The organism is Streptomyces sp. NRRL B-1347 (assembly GCF_000720325.1).
Lineage (GTDB): Bacteria > Actinomycetota > Actinomycetes > Streptomycetales > Streptomycetaceae > Streptomyces.
In genome coordinates this window covers 44,010-61,865 of record NZ_JOJM01000027.1, presented here as the reverse complement: position 1 = coordinate 61,865, position 17,856 = coordinate 44,010, and the positions used below count along the sequence as shown (strand labels likewise).

Annotated in this window: 13 protein-coding genes and 1 pseudogene; 11 read left to right on the top strand and 3 right to left on the bottom strand. The window is 70.4% G+C overall.

Annotated features, from left to right (window positions below; genetic code table 11):
- Nucleotides 1-16 precede the first annotated feature (16 nt).
- The 5 genes from IG74_RS0122915 to IG74_RS0122895 all read left to right on the top strand — a co-directional run bounded on the left by IG74_RS0122915 (nucleotide 17) and on the right by IG74_RS0122895 (nucleotide 7,211).
- Nucleotides 17-778: an NUDIX hydrolase gene (locus IG74_RS0122915; protein WP_030680422.1), complete on the top strand. Its 762-nt coding sequence runs from the start codon at nucleotides 17-19 to the stop codon at nucleotides 776-778.
- Between the two features lie 206 nt (nucleotides 779-984).
- Complete coding sequence (locus IG74_RS0122910) at nucleotides 985-2,973, top strand: ATP-binding cassette domain-containing protein (RefSeq protein WP_030680419.1); 1,989 nt, start codon at nucleotides 985-987, stop codon at nucleotides 2,971-2,973.
- A 265-nt stretch (nucleotides 2,974-3,238) separates the two neighbouring features.
- Nucleotides 3,239-4,126: a FadR/GntR family transcriptional regulator gene (locus tag IG74_RS0122905; protein ID WP_078868970.1), complete on the top strand. Its 888-nt coding sequence runs from the start codon at nucleotides 3,239-3,241 to the stop codon at nucleotides 4,124-4,126.
- A gap of 533 nt (nucleotides 4,127-4,659) precedes the next feature.
- Nucleotides 4,660-6,204: an RNA polymerase sigma factor gene (locus IG74_RS53475; protein WP_030680414.1), complete on the top strand. Its 1,545-nt coding sequence runs from the start codon at nucleotides 4,660-4,662 to the stop codon at nucleotides 6,202-6,204.
- 176 nt (nucleotides 6,205-6,380) lie between these two features.
- Nucleotides 6,381-7,211: a S1 family peptidase gene (locus IG74_RS0122895; RefSeq protein ID WP_030680411.1), complete on the top strand. Its 831-nt coding sequence runs from the start codon at nucleotides 6,381-6,383 to the stop codon at nucleotides 7,209-7,211.
- 360 nt (nucleotides 7,212-7,571) lie between these two features.
- Here the strand turns inward: IG74_RS0122895 and IG74_RS0122890 are convergent, their stop codons facing one another.
- Nucleotides 7,572-7,802, bottom strand: coding sequence for a DUF7455 domain-containing protein (locus IG74_RS0122890; RefSeq protein WP_030680408.1), 231 nt, complete (start codon nucleotides 7,800-7,802; stop codon nucleotides 7,572-7,574).
- A gap of 453 nt (nucleotides 7,803-8,255) precedes the next feature.
- On the opposite strand from IG74_RS0122890, the pseudogene IG74_RS0122885 reads away from it, so the two are divergent.
- The 6 genes and pseudogenes from IG74_RS0122885 to IG74_RS0122860 all read left to right on the top strand — a co-directional run.
- Nucleotides 8,256-10,254 (top strand): annotated as a pseudogene (locus IG74_RS0122885) (DNA gyrase/topoisomerase IV subunit B); the annotation flags it as partial.
- 317 nt (nucleotides 10,255-10,571) lie between these two features.
- Complete coding sequence (locus tag IG74_RS0122880; protein WP_030680403.1) at nucleotides 10,572-11,060, top strand: CcdC protein domain-containing protein; 489 nt, start codon at nucleotides 10,572-10,574, stop codon at nucleotides 11,058-11,060.
- Nucleotides 11,061-11,091: 31 nt separating this feature from the next.
- Nucleotides 11,092-12,240: a sensor histidine kinase gene (locus IG74_RS0122875; RefSeq protein WP_030680400.1), complete on the top strand. Its 1,149-nt coding sequence runs from the start codon at nucleotides 11,092-11,094 to the stop codon at nucleotides 12,238-12,240.
- Between the two features lie 215 nt (nucleotides 12,241-12,455).
- Nucleotides 12,456-13,112 (top strand): response regulator transcription factor, encoded by a 657-nt coding sequence (locus tag IG74_RS0122870; RefSeq protein ID WP_030680397.1) that lies wholly within the window; start codon nucleotides 12,456-12,458, stop codon nucleotides 13,110-13,112.
- A gap of 88 nt (nucleotides 13,113-13,200) precedes the next feature.
- Entirely contained in the window at nucleotides 13,201-13,722 is a 522-nt protein-coding gene (locus IG74_RS0122865) for a DUF485 domain-containing protein (protein ID WP_037825914.1), read from the top strand.
- Nucleotides 13,719-15,308: a cation acetate symporter gene (locus IG74_RS0122860; protein WP_030680389.1), complete on the top strand. Its 1,590-nt coding sequence runs from the start codon at nucleotides 13,719-13,721 to the stop codon at nucleotides 15,306-15,308. Before IG74_RS0122865 ends, IG74_RS0122860 begins: the two co-directional genes overlap by 4 nt.
- A 34-nt stretch (nucleotides 15,309-15,342) precedes the next feature.
- Here IG74_RS0122860 and IG74_RS0122855 read toward each other — a convergent pair whose 3' ends face one another.
- Nucleotides 15,343-16,020: a response regulator gene (locus IG74_RS0122855; RefSeq protein WP_030680386.1), complete on the bottom strand. Its 678-nt coding sequence runs from the start codon at nucleotides 16,018-16,020 to the stop codon at nucleotides 15,343-15,345.
- Nucleotides 16,017-17,756, bottom strand: a complete 1,740-nt coding sequence (locus tag IG74_RS0122850; protein WP_078868969.1) for a sensor histidine kinase — start codon at nucleotides 17,754-17,756, stop codon at nucleotides 16,017-16,019. Before IG74_RS0122850 ends, IG74_RS0122855 begins: the two co-directional genes overlap by 4 nt.
- Nucleotides 17,757-17,856 lie beyond the last annotated feature (100 nt).

Genomic DNA, 17,856 nt, shown 5'->3' with positions numbered 1-17,856 from the left:
CGACTATGATCGCGGCATGTCGCCCTACGACCCGTCGGCCTTCCCGCCCTTTGCTGTCACCGTCGATCTGGTCGTGCTGACCGTGCGCCGTCATGCGCTGTGCGCCCTGGCCGTGCGCCGTGGCGAGCCGCCGTTCCAGGGGCGTTGGGCGCTGCCCGGGGGATTCGTGCGGGCGGACGAGGGCCTCTCGGGAGCCGCGGCGCGCGAGCTGGTGGAGGAGACGGGGCTCTGTGCCCACGACCCGGACAGTCCGGTTCAGGCCAATGGCGCGCACCTCGAGCAGCTGGCCACGTACGGCGACCCGAAGCGCGATCCGCGCATGCGGGTGGTCAGCGTCGCCCATCTCGCCCTGGCCCCGGATCTGCCCGCGCCCCGTCCCGGCGGTGACGCGCACAGCGCGCGCTGGGCCCCGGTCGAGGCCCTGCTCCACCAGGGCGGGTACGGCAGGGAGGGAGAGCAGGCCGCGCCGCTGGCGTTCGACCATGCTCAGATCCTCTCGGACGGAGTGGAGCGCGCCCGTTCGAAGATCGAATACTCCTCGCTGGCCACGGCGTTCTGCCCGCCGGAGTTCACGGTCGGCGAACTGCGCCGCGTGTACGAGGCGGTATGGGGCGTCGCCCTCGACCCGCGCAACTTCCATCGGAAGGTGACGGGCACCCCGGGATTCCTCGTGCCCACAGGGGGGACGACGACTCGCCAGGGCGGCCGCCCGGCCCAGCTGTTCCGGGCCGGAGGCGCGACACTCCTCAACCCGCCGATGCTGAGGCCTGACGTCTGATCCCGCCCGGACTCGACGACTGTCGGCCCCCGGCCCGGTGCCTCGCTAGCAATATCTGGACTGCGGGTTGACACTCGCAGTCCACGCCCTGAGCGAAAAGCCGGAAATGTCGCGTTATCTTGCTGCGGTACCCACGGGGTTCGTCCGTCCCCGATCCGGCGGACTCGCCCCGCCCGCGAGCGGTCGCACATCCTGCGAGAGAAGCGATGATCCAGGCCATCGGACTGACCAGCAACCCCCGCAAGGACCTTCCGCCCGTCGTCGACGACGTCTCCTTCCAGGCGCGCACGGGCTGCGTCACCGCGCTTCTGGGTGCCTCGGGCTCGGGCAGGTCAACGACGCTCAGGCTGATGCTCGAACTCCAACAGGGGCGTGGCATCACCTACTTCAGAGGGCGGCCGTTGCACCGCATCGCGCATCCCTCGCGTGAAGTGGGCGTTCTGCTCGGCGATGTTCCTGGACACCCAGCACGCACAGTGCGGGGCCACCTGCGCTTGCTGTGCGCCGCGGTGGGTGTGCCTGTCACACGCGCCGACGACGTACTCGAAGCGGTCGGGCTCGTCAGCTTGCGCGAGCAGCGCCTGGGCACGCTCTCCCGTGGGATGGACCGCCGCCTCGGCCTGGCCTGTGCGCTCCTCGCGGATCCGCACACCCTCGTTCTGGACGAGCCCGCTGGGGATCTGTCGGCGCGGGAGGGCGTCTGGCTGCACGGCATCCTGCGGGCGCATGCCGCGCGGGGCGGCACCGTCCTGTTCACCACGGACGACGCCAAGGAGGCCGCCAGGGCCGCCGATCGGGTTGTCACGCTGGACGCGGGGCGGCTCGTCGCGGACCAGGACGCGGCGGAGTTCGCCCGTACGCGGCTCAGGCCGCGCGTCGCCGTGCGCAGCCCGCATGCCGCGCGTCTTGCCGCCCTGCTGGCCAAGGAGGCCCGCTCGCTCCGCCGGTCCGTCGAGGTGGTCCAGGAAGGCGGCAGCCGTCTGTCGGTGTATGGAAACACGTGCGGGGAGGTGGGGGAGACCGCGTTCCGCCACGGCATCCTCGTGCACCAACTCGCTGACGAAGTCGGGGACGCGGGGCCTTCGACGGCCAGCGCGCGGGAGCGGGCGCCGGTGGAGCAGGAGAGCGGTCCGGCGCGCGAATCCGGGCCGAGCGCGCGGGGCGGCTCTGGCGCGCAGGAGAGATCCGTGAGCTCCGCGGGGCCCGCCTCCGGTGAGCCGCGAGAGTCGCTCAAGGAAGCCGATCCCACACGTGCGTACGACACCGTGGCCGGAAGCTCGACCGTCGGCGCCGCTCCGGCACCAGATGCCGACGACGCTGCTGCGAGCACTGCCAGTACTGGCAGTACTGCGAGCACTCCGAGCACGGCGAGTGCGCCGCAGTCCTCGCCGTCTCCCTTGCCCCCTCCCATCGCCATCCGTACGGCACCGAACCCTCTCCGTCCGTTGCGCTACGAGCTGCGCCGCGCCGCCGGCGTCGGCACCGGGTACCTCACGGTGGCCGCGGCCATTGCCTTGTCCGCGCTCCTGTGCCTGTTCCTTGCCCGGACCGGACGCACGCCGCAGCTGCGCCTGCTCGCTGCCTGGCCCGGCGAACTTCCCCTGCCGCCCGCCGCCCTGGGTGCCGGGCTGCTCGGTGCGCTCGCCTTCGGTGAGGAGTTCCGCCATCCCGCCCTCGCCGTGGATCGCGGTACGGTGCCCCGGCGCCTGGGGCTCCTCGCCGCGAAGCTCGCCGTCGCCGCCACCACCGCGCTGCTGCTCGCCGGGCTCACCGTGGGGTGCGACGCCGCTCTGCTCCACCTGGTATACGGAGGCGAGCTCACAGAAGTTCCCCCCGACTGGCTTTCGGCGAGCGTCAGTTGGATTTTCTTCATGATCGGCTGTGCTTGGTCCGGGGTGCTGGCCGCCGGAGTGTTCCGGTCCACGACCGCCGGGCTCGCCGCAGTGCTCGCGGTGCCGGTCGTCGTCGTACCGCTCGTACAGAAGGCGCTGGAAGGGCCGTCCGTTCGATCGGCCGCTGGATTTCCGGGGCGGCTGCGCGAGCTCACGCTCGTGGAGTGGCCGTTCGGTGCCGAGCGGTACGTCGTCGGAGGGCTGCGGATGATGGCTCAACCCGTGGGCAGCGCGCTGATGTTGTCGCTTGTCGTACTGCTCGGCGCGTATCTGCTGACGTCGGTGCGCGGGCGGGCACACTGACGGCCTTCGCTGCCGCCACCGCACGTGGTCGACCTCCACTGCGCACGGTCGACAGCTCGCCGGCTGCTGATGGCTTTCCGACGCCCCTAGGCGCGTCACTGACGGGCGTCTGCCGCCTTTCGGCCCCGCGCTGTACACAAGTCTTCGTAGAGCAGCGACTTCTTTCCGATAAGGCGTCAATTGCAGCGAGGTAAGCGATCACCCTTTCGTGTGCTTTTCACCAAAGACCTCAAGGGACTTGGGGGCCAGGCCGACAACTGAATCCGTGAGTACCCTTGCGCACACCATGATGACCACCGCCCGCTCCGCAGACACCGGCCTCGCCGGCCCGGGCGAACTCGACCGCTACCCCTACGCCGAGGCCCACGGCGCCGACCGCGTGGTCGCACCCGTCTGGGACAGCGCCGACCAGGACCTGGCCCGCGTGGGGCGCCGGGCCGCCGGAAGCCGCGGCCGTGGACTGCACGGCCAACTGGTCCAGCAGCTGGGCCAGATGATCGTCTCCGGAGACTTGGGCGCCGACCGGCCCCTCGTCCCGGAGGAGATCGGTCAGCGGTTCGAGGTCTCCCGTACCGTCGTCCGCGAATCCCTGCGCGTGCTGGAGGCCAAGGGCCTCGTCAGCGCCAGGCCCAACGTCGGCACGCGCGTGCGCCCGGTCAGCGACTGGAACCTGCTCGACCCGGACATCATCGAGTGGCGGGCGTTCGGCCCGCAACGTGACGACCAGCGCCGCGAGCTCAGCGAGCTCCGCTGGACGATCGAGCCCCTCGCGGCCCGGCTCGCCGCAGGGCACGGCCGGGAGGAGATCCAGCAGCGCCTCGCCGACATGGTCGAGATCATGCGGCACGCGCTCGGCCAGGGCGACTCGATCACCTTCGCCCGCGCCGACGCCGAGTTCCACTCGCTGCTCATCCAGGTCGCGGGCAACCGCATGCTGGAGCACCTCTCCGGCATCGTCTCGGCCGCCCTCCAGGTCTCCGGCGGCCCCGTCACCGGCTGTGACCGCCCCACCGAGGCCTCGCTGGCCCACCACGCCCGGATCGTCGACGGCCTCGCCTCGGGCGACGGAGCCGCCGCGGAGGCCGCCATGCGCCAGCTCCTGACCGTCCACCCGGAGGTGGAGCGGGTCGTGCCCGCTCCTCGCGAGCACTGACCGCGCGCCCGCGTCGGCACGGCCGCCGTGCGCGCCGCGCAGCATCGTTTCGCTGCTTCCCCTTCCGCTGACCGCTCCCGTGTCGCCGGACTCCCGGGGCCCTGCCAGGGGCCGGGGGCCCGGCGACACGGGCGCAGCAGCCTCGGAGGCACGGACGAGTGCCCGCCAGGAATGAAGGGCACGCGCGCCTGGCATGAGGAAACGTGTCGGCAGCCCTGAAGATGTGGGTGAAGTCAAGGGGTGATGGTTGAAGGTGCGACCACTCTTCACCGGATGTCCGTCGACTCTGACCGCATCTGGACGTTTTTAGACGCTTACGGGGTGTGACTCGGGCCACGTAGATTGGGCGTAACGCTCCTAGAGACAGCGCGATGACCTAAGAGGTGGTAGCCGAGGAGGGAATACAGACGTCGTTCACGGCGCTGTGCAGCTCCACGGTCCGCCCGCGCCGTCGGCACAATCCCCAGCCGTCGGTCGTCGGCTCCGATCCATGGTGGACGGGGCCGGAAGCCGTTTTCCAACGTTCCGAGAGGTTGTTCGTGTCGGCCAGCACATCCCGTACGCTCCCGCCGGAGATTGCCGAATCCGTCTCTGTGATGGCGCTCATCGAGCGGGGAAAGGCTGATGGGCAGATCGCCGGCGACGACGTGCGTCGTGCCTTCGAAGCTGACCAGATCCCGGCCACTCAGTGGAAGAACGTTCTGCGCAGCCTCAACCAGATCCTCGAGGAAGAGGGTGTGACGCTGATGGTCAGTGCCGCGGAGCCTAAGCGCCCCCGCAAGAGCGTCGCAGCGAAGAGTCCGGCCAAGCGCACCGCGACCAGGACGGTCGCGGCCAAGACCGCCACCGCGAAGCCGGCCACCGCCACGGCCGCTTCCGCGAAGCCCGCCGCCGAAGGCATGGACGAGGACGGCACGGCCAAGAAGGCCGCTGCCAAGAAGACGACGGCCAAGAAGACCGTCACGAAGAAGACCGCCGCCAAGAAGACCACGGCCAAGAAGACCGCCTCCAAGAAGGACGGCGAGTTCCTCGACGAGGAAGCCACCGAGGAGACGCCCGCCGTCGGCAAGCCCGGCGAGGGCGAGCCCGCGGAAGAGGGTGCCCAGGGCTTCGTCCTCTCCGACGAGGACGAGGACGACGCGCCCGCGCAGCAGGTCGCCGCGGCCGGCGCCACCGCCGACCCGGTCAAGGACTACCTGAAGCAGATCGGCAAGGTCCCCCTGCTCAACGCCGAGCAGGAGGTCGAGCTCGCCAAGCGCATCGAGGCGGGTCTGTTCGCCGAGGACAAGCTCGCCAACGCCGACAAGCTCGCGCCGAAGCTCAAGCGCGAGCTGGAGATCATCGCCGAGGACGGCCGCCGCGCCAAGAACCACCTCCTGGAGGCCAACCTCCGTCTGGTGGTCTCCCTGGCCAAGCGCTACACGGGCCGCGGCATGCTCTTCCTGGACCTCATCCAGGAGGGCAACCTCGGCCTGATCCGCGCGGTAGAGAAGTTCGACTACACCAAGGGCTACAAGTTCTCCACATACGCCACCTGGTGGATCCGTCAGGCCATCACCCGCGCCATGGCCGACCAGGCCCGCACCATCCGTATCCCGGTGCACATGGTCGAGGTCATCAACAAGCTGGCGCGCGTGCAGCGCCAGATGCTCCAGGACCTGGGCCGCGAGCCCACCCCGGAGGAGCTGGCCAAGGAACTCGACATGACCCCGGAGAAGGTCATCGAGGTCCAGAAGTACGGCCGCGAGCCCATCTCCCTGCACACCCCGCTGGGCGAGGACGGCGACAGCGAGTTCGGTGACCTCATCGAGGACTCCGAGGCCGTCGTCCCGGCCGACGCCGTCAGCTTCACGCTCCTCCAGGAGCAGCTGCACTCCGTCCTCGACACGCTCTCCGAGCGCGAGGCGGGCGTCGTCTCGATGCGCTTCGGTCTCACCGACGGTCAGCCGAAGACCCTCGACGAGATCGGCAAGGTCTACGGGGTGACGCGTGAGCGCATCCGCCAGATCGAGTCGAAGACGATGTCGAAGCTGCGCCACCCGTCGCGCTCGCAGGTCCTGCGCGACTACCTGGACTAGGTCCGACTCCCTGGGCCAGGCCCAGGCTCGAGTCACAGCGCCACCGAAAGGCCCGGATTCCTTCCCGCGCGGGAGGGGCTCCGGGTCTTTCGTCTGTCCGCGTGGCAAAGGTGTGCGGCGCGCGCGACGGTAGTTGACTCTGGGTACGCGATGGCAACCCAGAGTGAGGAGATCGCATGCGTCGTCCCTTCGCCCGAGCGCTGGTCGGAACGCTGGCCCTGGGGGGCGCGGTGGCCGTCCTGCCACTGGCCTCCCCGTCTCCCGCGGCGGCCGACAGCGTGGTCGTCGGAGGCACGCCCGCGAGGGTGGCGGACAGCCCGTGGGCGGTGGCGGTCGCCAGCCGTGACCAGTTCGGGGGTACGCGCTCGGGCCAGTTCTGCGGCGGCGTCGTGATCGGGCCGTCGACGGTCCTGACTGCGGCCCACTGCATGGGCGAGGAGGTGCTCGGGGTGCCCCTCCGCGAGATGCGGGACCTCAGGGTCATCGCGGGCCGTGAAGACCTGGACACCGATGCGGGGAGTGAGATTCCGGTACGCGACGTGTGGGTCAACCCCGAGTACGACCCCTACACGAACGCAGGTGACGTTGCGGTCCTCACCCTGTCGAAGCCGCTTTCGCAGGCTCAGGTGATTCCCATGGCGCGGGCCGGGGACGCCGCGTACGAGCCCGGCACGGGCGCCGCCGTGTACGGCTGGGGCGATACGACGGGGATGGGTCACTACGCGCGCACGCTGCGTTCAGCGCGCGTGACGGTGCTGTCGGACGCGGTGTGCGAGCGGGCCTATCGGGGCAGCGTCGACGGGACGTACACGCGGTCGTCGATGCTCTGCGCGGGCGAACCGCGGGGAGGCCGGGATGCCTGCCAGGGCGACAGCGGCGGCCCGCTGGTCGCTCACGGGCGGCTCATCGGCCTGGTGTCGTGGGGAAGCGGGTGCGGCCGGGCGGACAGCCCCGGGGTCTATACGCGCGTCTCGGACGTTGCCCGGGTGGTGCAGCGGTATGTGTAGGCCTGCGGCGGGCTGAGGGCCTAGCGGGGTGCCCAGAGGTGTCTGGGGCCTCATGGGGCCGCCAGTCGGCGGCCTGGAGCGGCTTGTGGCGGCGCCTGAGGGCTCGCGGGCCGGTCCGGCGGGCCCGGGGCGCCCACGCGGGCCCTGAAGGCCTACAGAGGGGTGCCGCACGGCCCGTGGAGGCCGCGCTCTGGGCCTCGCGTCGAGGCCGAAGGTCCGCATCGACGTTGATGGGCCGGATAGGCCCATCGGGAGCGTCAGGAGTCCAGGAACGAGAGCGGGCGGCTGCCCCTGGGTCACAGGGGGAGCCGCCCGTGCCGGTCTGGTGGTCCGGCGCTCGCTCGTCGTGGGTGCGAGGCGTCAGCGTTCTTCTTCGGTCGCGCTCGCCGGCGCGGCCGTCAGACGCTCCGTCTCGTCCTGTATCTCAGCGGCGATCTTCTTGAGTTCCGGCTCGAACTTGCGACCGTGGTGGGCGCAGAAGAGCAGTTCACCGCCGCTCAACAGGACGACGCGCAGGTATGCCTGGGCGCCGCAGCGGTCGCAGCGGTCAGCGGCCGTCAGGGGGCTCGCGGGGGTCAGAACAGTAGTCACGTCGCCTCTTCTCTAGCTCGACGAGCTGTCGTACCAGGGTCAACATCCAACCAGCCCGAAAACGTTCCCGCTCGTGGCTTTTCCCCGAACTTTTCTTTCGAGGAGGCTGTCTGCTGCCGGTTGGCGGCGAATGTGCCGTATTGCGTGTCTTACGTGTCGTACGGTTTCGCGCTGTCTGTCAGGTCAGGTCATCCGCCGGCTGGCTTGCCGGTTGTTCATGAGGACGTGCCCGGAGCCTAAATGGTTCATGCCTGGAAGGGAACGTGACGTGCGCTTCACTCCATCGAGGGATCGAACACGCGTACGCTTCTGGACTAGTCTGGACCGAGTGCGGGTTGACTTGAGGGTGGCGTGACAACGGCTCTACCAGGCCTCGGTACCCTCTCACCGGCAGTAGAAGCCGAGCCCTTACCCCCAAGGGCCTCACTTGAAATTCAGCGAGGAGCGAACCGCGTGACCGCCGAGACGTCCGTGCCGTCCACAGCGTTGCTGACCGGAGCCGACCGGGACGGTTCCAACTACACCGCGCGGCACCTGCTCGTCCTGGAAGGGCTCGAGGCCGTCCGCAAGCGTCCGGGCATGTACATCGGCTCGACGGACAGCCGCGGCCTGATGCACTGCCTCTGGGAGATCATCGACAACTCCGTCGACGAGGCCCTGGGCGGGTTCTGCGACCACATCGAGGTCATCCTTCACGACGACGCCTCCGTAGAGGTCCGGGACAACGGCCGGGGCATCCCTGTGGATGTCGAGCCGAAGACCGGGCTCTCCGGAGTCGAGGTCGTCATGACCAAGCTGCATGCGGGCGGCAAGTTCGGCGGCGGCTCGTACGCGGCCTCCGGCGGTCTGCACGGCGTGGGCGCCTCCGTGGTGAACGCCCTGTCGGCCCGCCTGGACGTCGAGGTGGACCGTGCCGGGCACACCCACGCCATCAGTTTCCGGCGCGGCGTTCCCGGTGCGTTTGCGAAGTCGGGCCCCGACGCCGCCTTCGACTCCGCGGCGCGGCTGACCAAGGTCAAGAAGGTCCCCAAGGCCCGCACCGGCACCCGCGTGCGGTACTGGGCCGACCGCCAGATCTTCCTCAAGGACGCCAAGCTCAGCCTGGAGAACCTGCACCAGCGTGCACGCCAGACCGCCTTCCTGGTGCCGGGCCTGACCATCGTCGTCCGCGACGAGTACGGCCTGGGCGAGGGTGGCACGAAGGGTGAGGAATCCTTCCGCTTCGACGGTGGCATCAGCGAATTCTGTGAATACCTGGCACAGGACAAGGCGGTCTGCGACGTCCTGCGCTTCTCCGGGCAGGGCACCTTCAAGGAGACCGTTCCGGTACTCGACGACCGCGGCCAGATGACGCCGACGGAGGTCACCCGAGAGCTGGGCGTGGACGTCGCCATGCGCTGGGGCACGGGGTACGACACGACGATCCGGTCCTTCGTCAACATCATCGCCACACCCAAGGGCGGCACCCACGTCACGGGCTTTGAGCGGTCGCTCACCAAGACGGTGAACGAGGTGCTGCGTGCCCAGAAGCTGCTCCGCGTCGCCGAGGACGACGTCGTCAAGGACGACGCCCTGGAGGGGCTGACGGCCGTCGTCACCGTCCGCCTGGCGGAGCCGCAGTTCGAGGGCCAGACCAAGGAGGTCCTCGGCACGTCGGCGGCCAACCGCATCGTCGCCAACGTCATCGCCAAGGAACTCAAGGCGTTCCTGACCTCCACCAAGCGCGATGCCAAGGCGCAGGCCCGCGCGGTCATGGAGAAGGTCGTCGCCGCCGCCCGGACGCGCATCGCCGCCCGCCAGCACAAGGACGCCCAGCGCCGCAAGACCGCTCTCGAGTCCTCCTCGCTCCCGGCGAAGCTCGCCGACTGCCGCAGCGACGACGTCGACCGCAGCGAGCTCTTCATCGTTGAGGGCGACTCCGCGCTCGGCACGGCCAAGCTGGCCCGGAACTCCGAGTTCCAGGCCCTGCTGCCGATCCGCGGCAAGATCCTCAACGTCCAGAAGTCGTCCGTGTCGGACATGCTCAAGAACGTCGAGTGCGGCGCGATCATCCAGGTCATAGGAGCCGGGTCCGGCCGGACCTTCGACCTCGACGCCGCCCGCTACGGCAAGATCATTCTGCTGGTGGACGCCGATGTCGACGGCGCGCACATCCGCTGCCTGCTCCTGACGCTCTTCCAGCGCTACATGCGGCCGATGGTCGAGGCGGGCCGGGTCTTCGCCGCCGTCCCGCCGCTGCACCGCATCGAGCTGACCCAGCCCAAGAAGGGCCAGGACAAGTACGTCTACACGTACTCGGACCGCGAGCTGCGGGAGACCCTGCTCGAGTTCGAGCGCAAGGGCGTCCGGTACAAGGACTCCATCCAGCGCTACAAGGGCCTCGGAGAGATGGACGCCGACCAGCTGGCCGAGACCACGATGGACCCGCGCTACCGCACCCTGCGCCGCGCCCCGGTAGCCCCGGTAGCCCCGGTAGCCCCGGTAGCCCCGGTAGCCCCGGTAGCCCCGGTAGCCCCGGTAGCCCCGGTAGCCCCGGTAGCCGGTCACGGCGCGCGCCGGGCGTGAGGCAGGCAGTTCGTCAGGCGGCGCACAGGCCGGTCGGCTGCCTCGTCGCCCGCCTGCCGACCCGCCACGTCGGGTGCCTCCACCCTCGGGTGGAGGCATCTGGTCCACCCAAGATCCACCCGTGCTCCGATCCCCCGGCCAGGCCGAATCCGTAACGTCGATGGCGTCGCACTTCATCGTCCGCGCACGTCATCGGAGGCCGTGATGCCCGGGTTCGCCCAAGCGCTGCTGATCCCCGCAGTCATTGCGCTGGTCGTCATACGCCAGATGAAGCCGCAGCGGCTGACCGACGCCCGGCGCTGGTGGCTGGTGCCCGCCGTCCTCGCGTACTGCGGCCTGCGGGAATCGGGCCTCATCGACCCCGGCCACCGGGTGGAGTCGCTCGCGCTGCTCGGTAGTGAGCTGTTCATAGGCCTGCTGATGGGCGCCGCCTGGGCGCGCACCAGTCATGTCTGGGCCGAGCAGGACGGATCCGTGTGGAGCCGCGGCACCAAGGCCACAGCTGTGGTGTGGGTCGTCGGCATAGCCTCGCGGCTCGGGCTCATGGGCATAGGCCTCCTCATTGGCATCCACCAGGGCGCCGGTGCGCTGCTGCTCGCCCTCGCGGCATCCCTGCTGGTGCGCGCGGGTCTCCTGGAGCTGCGGGCCCACACCCTCCGCACAGGCCCGGCACTCGTCGGCGCCATACGGTGACAAGCTGGCCGCACTGACGGGAGGAGCGGGTGTGACGCGTGGCATCTGGACGCGCTGGCCCGCGCGGGAGGCACTCACCCAGCAGGAGCTGACCCGGCCTCGCCGGTTGCTCACCTGGGGCGTGCGCGCGGTGTTCATCGGCATGCTGCTGTGGAGCGCTTTCGCGCGGCGGGAGATCCTCGGCTGGGGCCTCGCCCTCGCGGTGCTTGTGATCGTTCTCTGCGCGGGGGCGGCGGCGTGGTTCCTCCACACCACGCTGGAGCGGCGCTTGTGGCCGTCACTGGCGTTGTGGGGCGTGCTGTTGATCGCGGGAGGGGCGGCACAGGGGACCGGGTTCGAGACGCCCGCGGCCGTGCTGTGGTGTGCCAGCGCGATGATGGCGCTGGAGCGACTGCCCCTGGCCGTGGCGGCGGTCGCCGCGCTGACGTCACTGGGGGCGTTCGCCGTGGTGAACGAGGACCCTTGGCCGACGACGGCAGCCATCACCGTGGGGCTCGGCCTCGCCGGGTATGTCCTGCGGTTGGACGCCGAGGCGCGGGGCAACGCGCAGCGGCTGCTCGCACAGGAGCGAGCCGCACGGGCCGCAGAGGCGGAGTCGGCGGCCCTGGGGGAGCGTGCCCGTATCGCCAGGGAGATCCACGACGTGCTGGCGCACAGCCTCTCCGCTCAGCTGGTCCACCTGGAGGCGGCCCGGCTGCTGATCGAGCGGGACGCGGACCGGGACCAGGTCCTGGGCCGGGTCGTGGCGGCGCGGTCGATGGCCGCGGAGGGGCTTGCCGAGACGCGTCAGGCGCTGTCGGCGCTGCGCGGGGAGATGACTCCGGTCGAGGAATTCCTGCGGGAGCTCGCTCGTACGGACGGTGCGTCCGTCGCGGTCTCCGGGGAGCGGCGGGTACTCCCCGCGGAGGCATCGCAGGCGGTGCGAAGGGTGGCGCAGGAGGCGATGACGAACGTACGGAAGCACGCGCCGGGGGCCAAGGTGGCGGTGTGCTTCGAGTATGGAGAGGGGGAGGTCACCTTGGATGTGACCGATTCGGGGGGAACGCCGGGGGAATTCACGGCATCGGGAGCCGGGTACGGTCTGCTGGGAATGCGTGAGCGTGCCGAGTTGCTCGGCGGCTCGCTGGAGGCGGGGCCGGAGGACGAGGGCTTCGCCGTGAGGCTGAGGGTGCCGGGATGACAGGGGACGACGGGCGTCGCGACGGTGCTTCCGTGGCTGGTGCTGGTGCTGGTGCTGGTGCTGGTGCTGGTGCTGGTGCTGGTGCTGAGCCGGGCGCCGGGGCTGGAGTGGGGGCGCCGGGAAGTGGTGCTTCAGGGGCGGTTGTTGGTGTCGATGCCGGGTTGGCACGGTCGTCGGGGCAGGGGGCTGCGAGAGAGGGCAAGGCGCCCGCGCGCGTGGTCGTCGTCGACGATCAGACCGTGGTGCGTGAGGGCATCGTGATGCTCTTGGGGCTGTTGCCGGGCGTCGAAGTCGTCGGGGCCGGGGGTGACGGCGAGGAGGCGGTGCGGCTCGTGGGTGAACTCTCGCCGGACGTGGTGCTGATGGACCTGCGCATGCCGCGTTGTGACGGGGCGGAGGCCACCCGCCGGATCCGCGCCGAGTACCCGGGCACGCAGGTCGTGGTGCTCACCACGTATGCCGACGACGAGTCGCTGTTCCCGGCGCTCAAGGCCGGGGCGCGGGGATATCTCACCAAGGACGCGGGTGGTGAGGAGATCGTGCGGGCCATCGAGGACGTGCTCTCGGGGCAGGCCGGGCTATCGCCGCAGATCCAACGGCGGCTCCTGGAGCGGCTTTCGGAGCCGGAGCCCCCCGCGCGACCGGTGGAGCCGCCGGACGGCCTGACGCTGCGGGAGACGGAGGTGGTCGCGCTGATCGCGGAGGGGCTGACGAACCAGGAGATCGCACGGACGTTGCAGGTCTCCACGGCCACGGTGAAGACCCACATCAACAATCTCTTCGCCAAAGCGGGTCTCAAGGACCGTGCGCAGGCGGTGCGTTACGCCTACCGGCACGGTCTCGCGCAGCCGCCGGGGAGTAGCCGCAGGTGAGGATCCCCGTCACCTGATGGGGTGAAGAGCGGGGAGAGAAGAGGGACGGATCTTCCTGTTCTGCCCATCCTTGGGCTCGCGGCCGAACATGGCTGCGGACAAGGAGAGTTCGGTGGAGAAGGACGACGGCTGCGATGCCGGGCGGGACCGGCCCGGTGACCTGAAGGATCCGTGGTACGACGAGCTCGCCGCCGGCTGGGGCGAGCTGGACGGCACGGGCACGCCCACGCCCACGGATCCCGCCACCGCGCCGCGGCGGCACGGGAGCGCGGCCGACATCTACCTGGAGGTGCAGGCGAGCGCGGCGTTCCAGGAAGTGCGCCGCCGCTACCGAAGGTTCGTCGTCCCGGCGGTGATCGCCTTCTTCACCTGGTATGTGGCGTACGTCGTGACGGCGACGACGGCGCCGGGGCTGATGGCGCGGCCCGTCGCCGGAGCGGTAAATGTGGCGATGGTGGCAGGGCTCGGGCAGTTCCTCACGACGTTCCTGTTGACCTGGGCGTATGCCCGGCATGCCCGGCTGCGGCGGGACCGGCCGGCGCTGGATCTGCGCTGGGCCGTGTTCGAGCAGAACAGAGAGCGGGAGCTGAGGCAGGGGGCCGAGCGGTGACCGGTGACCATCAGACGCTGGCGCTCGTGCTGTTCGGCGTGTTCGTGGCGATCACGCTCGGGATCACGACGTATGTGAGCCGTAACAGGCATGGTTCGGCGGAGGAGTTCTATGCGGGCGGGCGGCTGTTCTCGCCCATGGAGAATGGTTTTGCCATCGCGGGCGACTACATGTCGGCCGCCTCGTTCCTCGGCATTTCCGGGCTGATCGCGCTGTACGGCTACGACGGTCTGCTCTATTCGGTGGGCTTTCTCGTCGCATGGCTGGTCGTGTTGTTCCTCGTGGCGGAACTGGTGCGCAACTGCGGCAGGTTCACGCTCGCCGACGTCGTCGCGGCGCGGATGCGGGAGCGGCCGGTGCGCATCGCCGCGGGCACGTCATCGGTGACCGTGTCCGTGCTCTATCTGGTGGCGCAGATGGTGGGCGCGGGTTCACTGGTCGCGCTGCTGCTGGGGGAGACGAGTGAGGCCGCCCGGACGTGGGCGGTGATCGGTGTCGGCGCGCTCATGGTCATCTATGTGTCACTGGGCGGGATGCGGGCCACCACGTGGATCCAGATCGTCAAGGCGGTGCTGCTGATGGGCGGTGCGATCGCGCTGACCGTGCTCGTCCTGATGCGATTCCACGGCGACTTCGACCAGCTGCTGCGTACGGCGGCCGACCGCAGTGGGCACGGAAGTGACTTCCTGGCGCCGGGACTGAAGTACGGCGGGGACTGGACGTCGCGGCTGGACTTCATCAGCCTGGGGCTCGCCCTGGTGCTCGGCACGGCCGGGCTTCCGCACATCCTCTCCCGCTTCTACACCGTGCCGACCGCGCGCGCCGCCCGTCGCTCTGTCGTCTGGTCCATCGGCCTGATCGGCAGTTTCTACCTGATGACGATCGTGCTCGGCTTCGGGGCCGCGGCGATCGTCGGCTCCGACGCGGTGCGCGGGTCGAACGCGGCGGGCAATACGGCGGTGCCCCTGCTGGCGCTCGATCTGGGCGGGGGCGCGGACTCCACGGGAGGAACGGTTCTCTTCGCGGTGGTCGCCGCCGTGGCGTTCGCGACGATCCTCGCCGTGGTTGCGGGGATCACGCTCGCCTCCTCGGCGTCGGTGGCCCATGACCTCTACGCGTCCCTGCGGCGGCGGACCAAGCAGCGCAGTGAGGTGGCGGTGGCGCGTGTCGCCGCCGCCGGGATCGGGGTGGTCGCGATCGGACTCGGTCTGCTCGCCCGCGATCTCAACGTCGCGTTCCTGGTGGGACTCGCCTTCGCGGTCGCCGCGTCCGCGAACCTGCCGGTGCTGCTGTACTCGCTGTTCTGGCGGGAGTTCACCACGCGGGGCGCCGTGTGGTCGGTGTACGGCGGGCTGCTGCCGGCGCTGGTGCTCGTCGTGCTGTCGCCGGTGGTGTCCGGGAGCACGGACTCGCTGTTCCCCGGCGTGGACTTCCAGTACTTCCCACTGGACAACCCGGGGCTCGTCTCGATCCCGCTGGGCTTCCTCGCGGGCTGGCTCGGGACGGTCACGTCGGCGGACCGGGCGGACCAGGCCAAGCACGCGGAGACGGAGGTGCGTTCGCTGACCGGGGCGGGCGCCGTGTAGCCGACCTGGGCCGAGGGGCACCGCGCCGGGTGGGTCAGCGACTCGACGACCACTCGTAGCGGTGTTCGGGGCGTCCTGTGTCGCCGTACTTCAGGCTCAGCCGCACCCGGCCGGTGCGCTCCAGGAGCTTCAGATAGCGCTGGGCGGTCTGGCGGCTGAGCCGGGTGCGTTCCCCCAGCTCCTGGGCGGAGAGCGGCCCCTCGGCGGCCATCAGGGCCCTGCGGACCAGCTCCGCGGTCGTGGGGGAGTGCCCCTTGGGCAGCTCCGGTGCCGGAGTCGCCGAGAGCGCGCCGAAGATCCGGTCGACCTCGGCCTGCTCGGCCTCGCCGCCGCCGTCCAGGGTGCGGCGCAGGGTCGCGTACGCGTCGAGCTTCGTACGGAGTCCCGCGTACGAGAACGGCTTCACCAGGTACTGGAGCGCGCCGTGGCGCATCGCGGCCTGCACGGTGGTGACGTCGCGGGCCGCCGTCACCATGATCACGTCGGTCTGGAGGCCGCGTTCGCGCAGCGTGCGCACGACGGTGAGGCCCGTCTCGTCCGGCAGGTAGTGGTCGAGGAGTACGAGGTCGACGGGGACCTCGTCGATCAAGCGCAGAGCCTCGGCCGCGTTGTGGGCCCGGCCGGCGACACGGAAGCCCGGCACCTTCTCCACGTAGGCGGCGTTGACGTCCGCGACCCGGACGTCGTCGTCCACGACCAGTACCTCGATCATCGTGCCTCCTCCGTAGTGACCGATGTAGTGACCGATGTAGTGGCCGACGTGGTGACTGGTGGGGGGACCGACTGCGGGTCGGTGGCGGCGGGGGGCTGCTCCCCGGCCACTGGCTGCGGTTCCGCCAGTCCTTCGGGGAGGACCACGGTGAACTCGGCACCCCCGTCGGGGCCCGCGCCGACGCGTGCGCTGCCGCCCTGGCGCTCGGCGAGCCTGCGCACCAGCGCCAGCCCGATGCCCCGCTGCCCGTGCGCGGGCGGTTCCTTCGTGGACCAGCCCTCCGTGAACACCGCCTCGCGCTGATCCTGCGGAACACCAGGGCCGGTATCGCGTACCTGGAGGACAACCGTGCGTCCCTGTAGACCCTCAGTACGCAAAACGACCTCTACGCGTGCGTGCCGTGTGCCGGTCGCTGCGTCCAACGCGTTGTCCACGAGGTTCCCGACGATCGTCACGAGGCCGCCCGGATCGACGAGCCGGTCGGGCAACGCCGTGTCTCCGGAGACGGCGAGTGTCACGCCGCGCTCCGCGGCCACGGTGGCCTTGCCGACGAGCAGGGCGGAGAGCAGCGGATCGTGGACCTTCTCGGTGATCTGCTCGGCCGTCACCCGGTGGGCGCCCGCCACCTCGCCGACGAACTCAGCGGCCTCCTCGTACATCTCCAGCTCCAGCAGGCCGAGCAGCGTGTGCATGCGGTTGGCGTGCTCGTGGTCCTGGGCGCGCAGGGCGTCGATGAGGCCGCGCGTGGAGTCGAGTTCGCGGCCGAGCTGTTCCAGCTCGGTGCGGTCGCGCAGGGTCGCGACGGCACCTCCGTCGTCCGTGGGCATGCGGTTGGCGATCAGGACGCGCTGGCCCCGTACGGTCAGCAGGTCGGTGCCCGTGACCCGCCCGGCGAGCACGTCCGTCGTACGGCCCGGTCCGAGTGCCTCGTCCAAGGGGCGGCCGATCACCTCCGTGCCGAGCCCGAGGAGCCGCTGCGCCTCGTCGTTGAGCAGCCGGACGCGTCCGGCGCGGTCCAGGGCGACGACGCCCTCGCGGATGCCGTGCAGCATCGCCTCGCGCTCCGCGAGCAGCGCCGAGATGTCGGAGAAGGCCAGGTCCCTTGTCTGGCGCTGCACGCGCCGGGAGATCAGGTAGGCGGCGAGCGCACCGGCGGCTAGGGCGCCGCCCGCGTACGCGAAGAGGCTCGGGATCGTATGGATCAGACGGTCGCGGACGCTGTCGTACGCGATGCCTACGGAGACGGCGCCGACGATCTCGCCGCCCGCGACTCGCAGAGGCACTTTCCCGCGCGCGGAGCGCCCCAGCGTGCCGTTGTCGATCTGCATGACGTCACGGCCGGCGAGCGCGTCGCTGGGGTCGGTCGAGACGACCTTGCCGATCTCCCCGGGGTCGGTGTGCGACCAGCGCACGCCCAGCTTGTTCATGATCACGACGTACTCGGCCCCGCTGGCCTCGCGGATGCGTTCGGCCGCCGCCTGGACGGGCCCGTCGGCCGCCGGACGCGTCGAGGTGAGGTCCCGGACGATCTGCGGCTGTGCCGCTGTCGTCTGCGCAATGGCGAGCGCGCGGCGCATGGCCTGGTCGTCGAGCTGCTTGCTGAGCGGCGCGAGGAACAGCCCCGTGGCGAGCACCGTGACCCCGGCGGCGATCGCCAGCTGCATCAGCAGCACCTGCGAGAAGACGCGCCGCGGCAGGCCGAGGCGCAGTCGTCTGGCAGGAGGAGTCGGGCTCATGTGACGAACGGTACGGCGGCGGGCGGTCTTCTCTTAAGGGAGTGTGGCGTGGATCTCGTACGCCTCCTGGAGCCTCGCCCGGGGGCTTCAGGAGGCGGTC

Coding starts and splice junctions, on each gene's coding strand:
- IG74_RS0122915 (WP_030680422.1), top strand. CDS start 17: ATGTCGCCCTACGACCCGTCGGCCTTCCCGCCCTTTGCTGTCACCGTC.
- IG74_RS0122910 (WP_030680419.1), top strand. CDS start 985: ATGATCCAGGCCATCGGACTGACCAGCAACCCCCGCAAGGACCTTCCG.
- IG74_RS0122895 (WP_030680411.1), top strand. CDS start 6,381: ATGCGTCGTCCCTTCGCCCGAGCGCTGGTCGGAACGCTGGCCCTGGGG.
- IG74_RS0122880 (WP_030680403.1), top strand. CDS start 10,572: ATGCCCGGGTTCGCCCAAGCGCTGCTGATCCCCGCAGTCATTGCGCTG.
- IG74_RS0122865 (WP_037825914.1), top strand. CDS start 13,201: ATGGCTGCGGACAAGGAGAGTTCGGTGGAGAAGGACGACGGCTGCGAT.
- IG74_RS0122855 (WP_030680386.1), bottom strand. CDS start 16,020: ATGATCGAGGTACTGGTCGTGGACGACGACGTCCGGGTCGCGGACGTC.
- IG74_RS0122850 (WP_078868969.1), bottom strand. CDS start 17,756: ATGAGCCCGACTCCTCCTGCCAGACGACTGCGCCTCGGCCTGCCGCGG.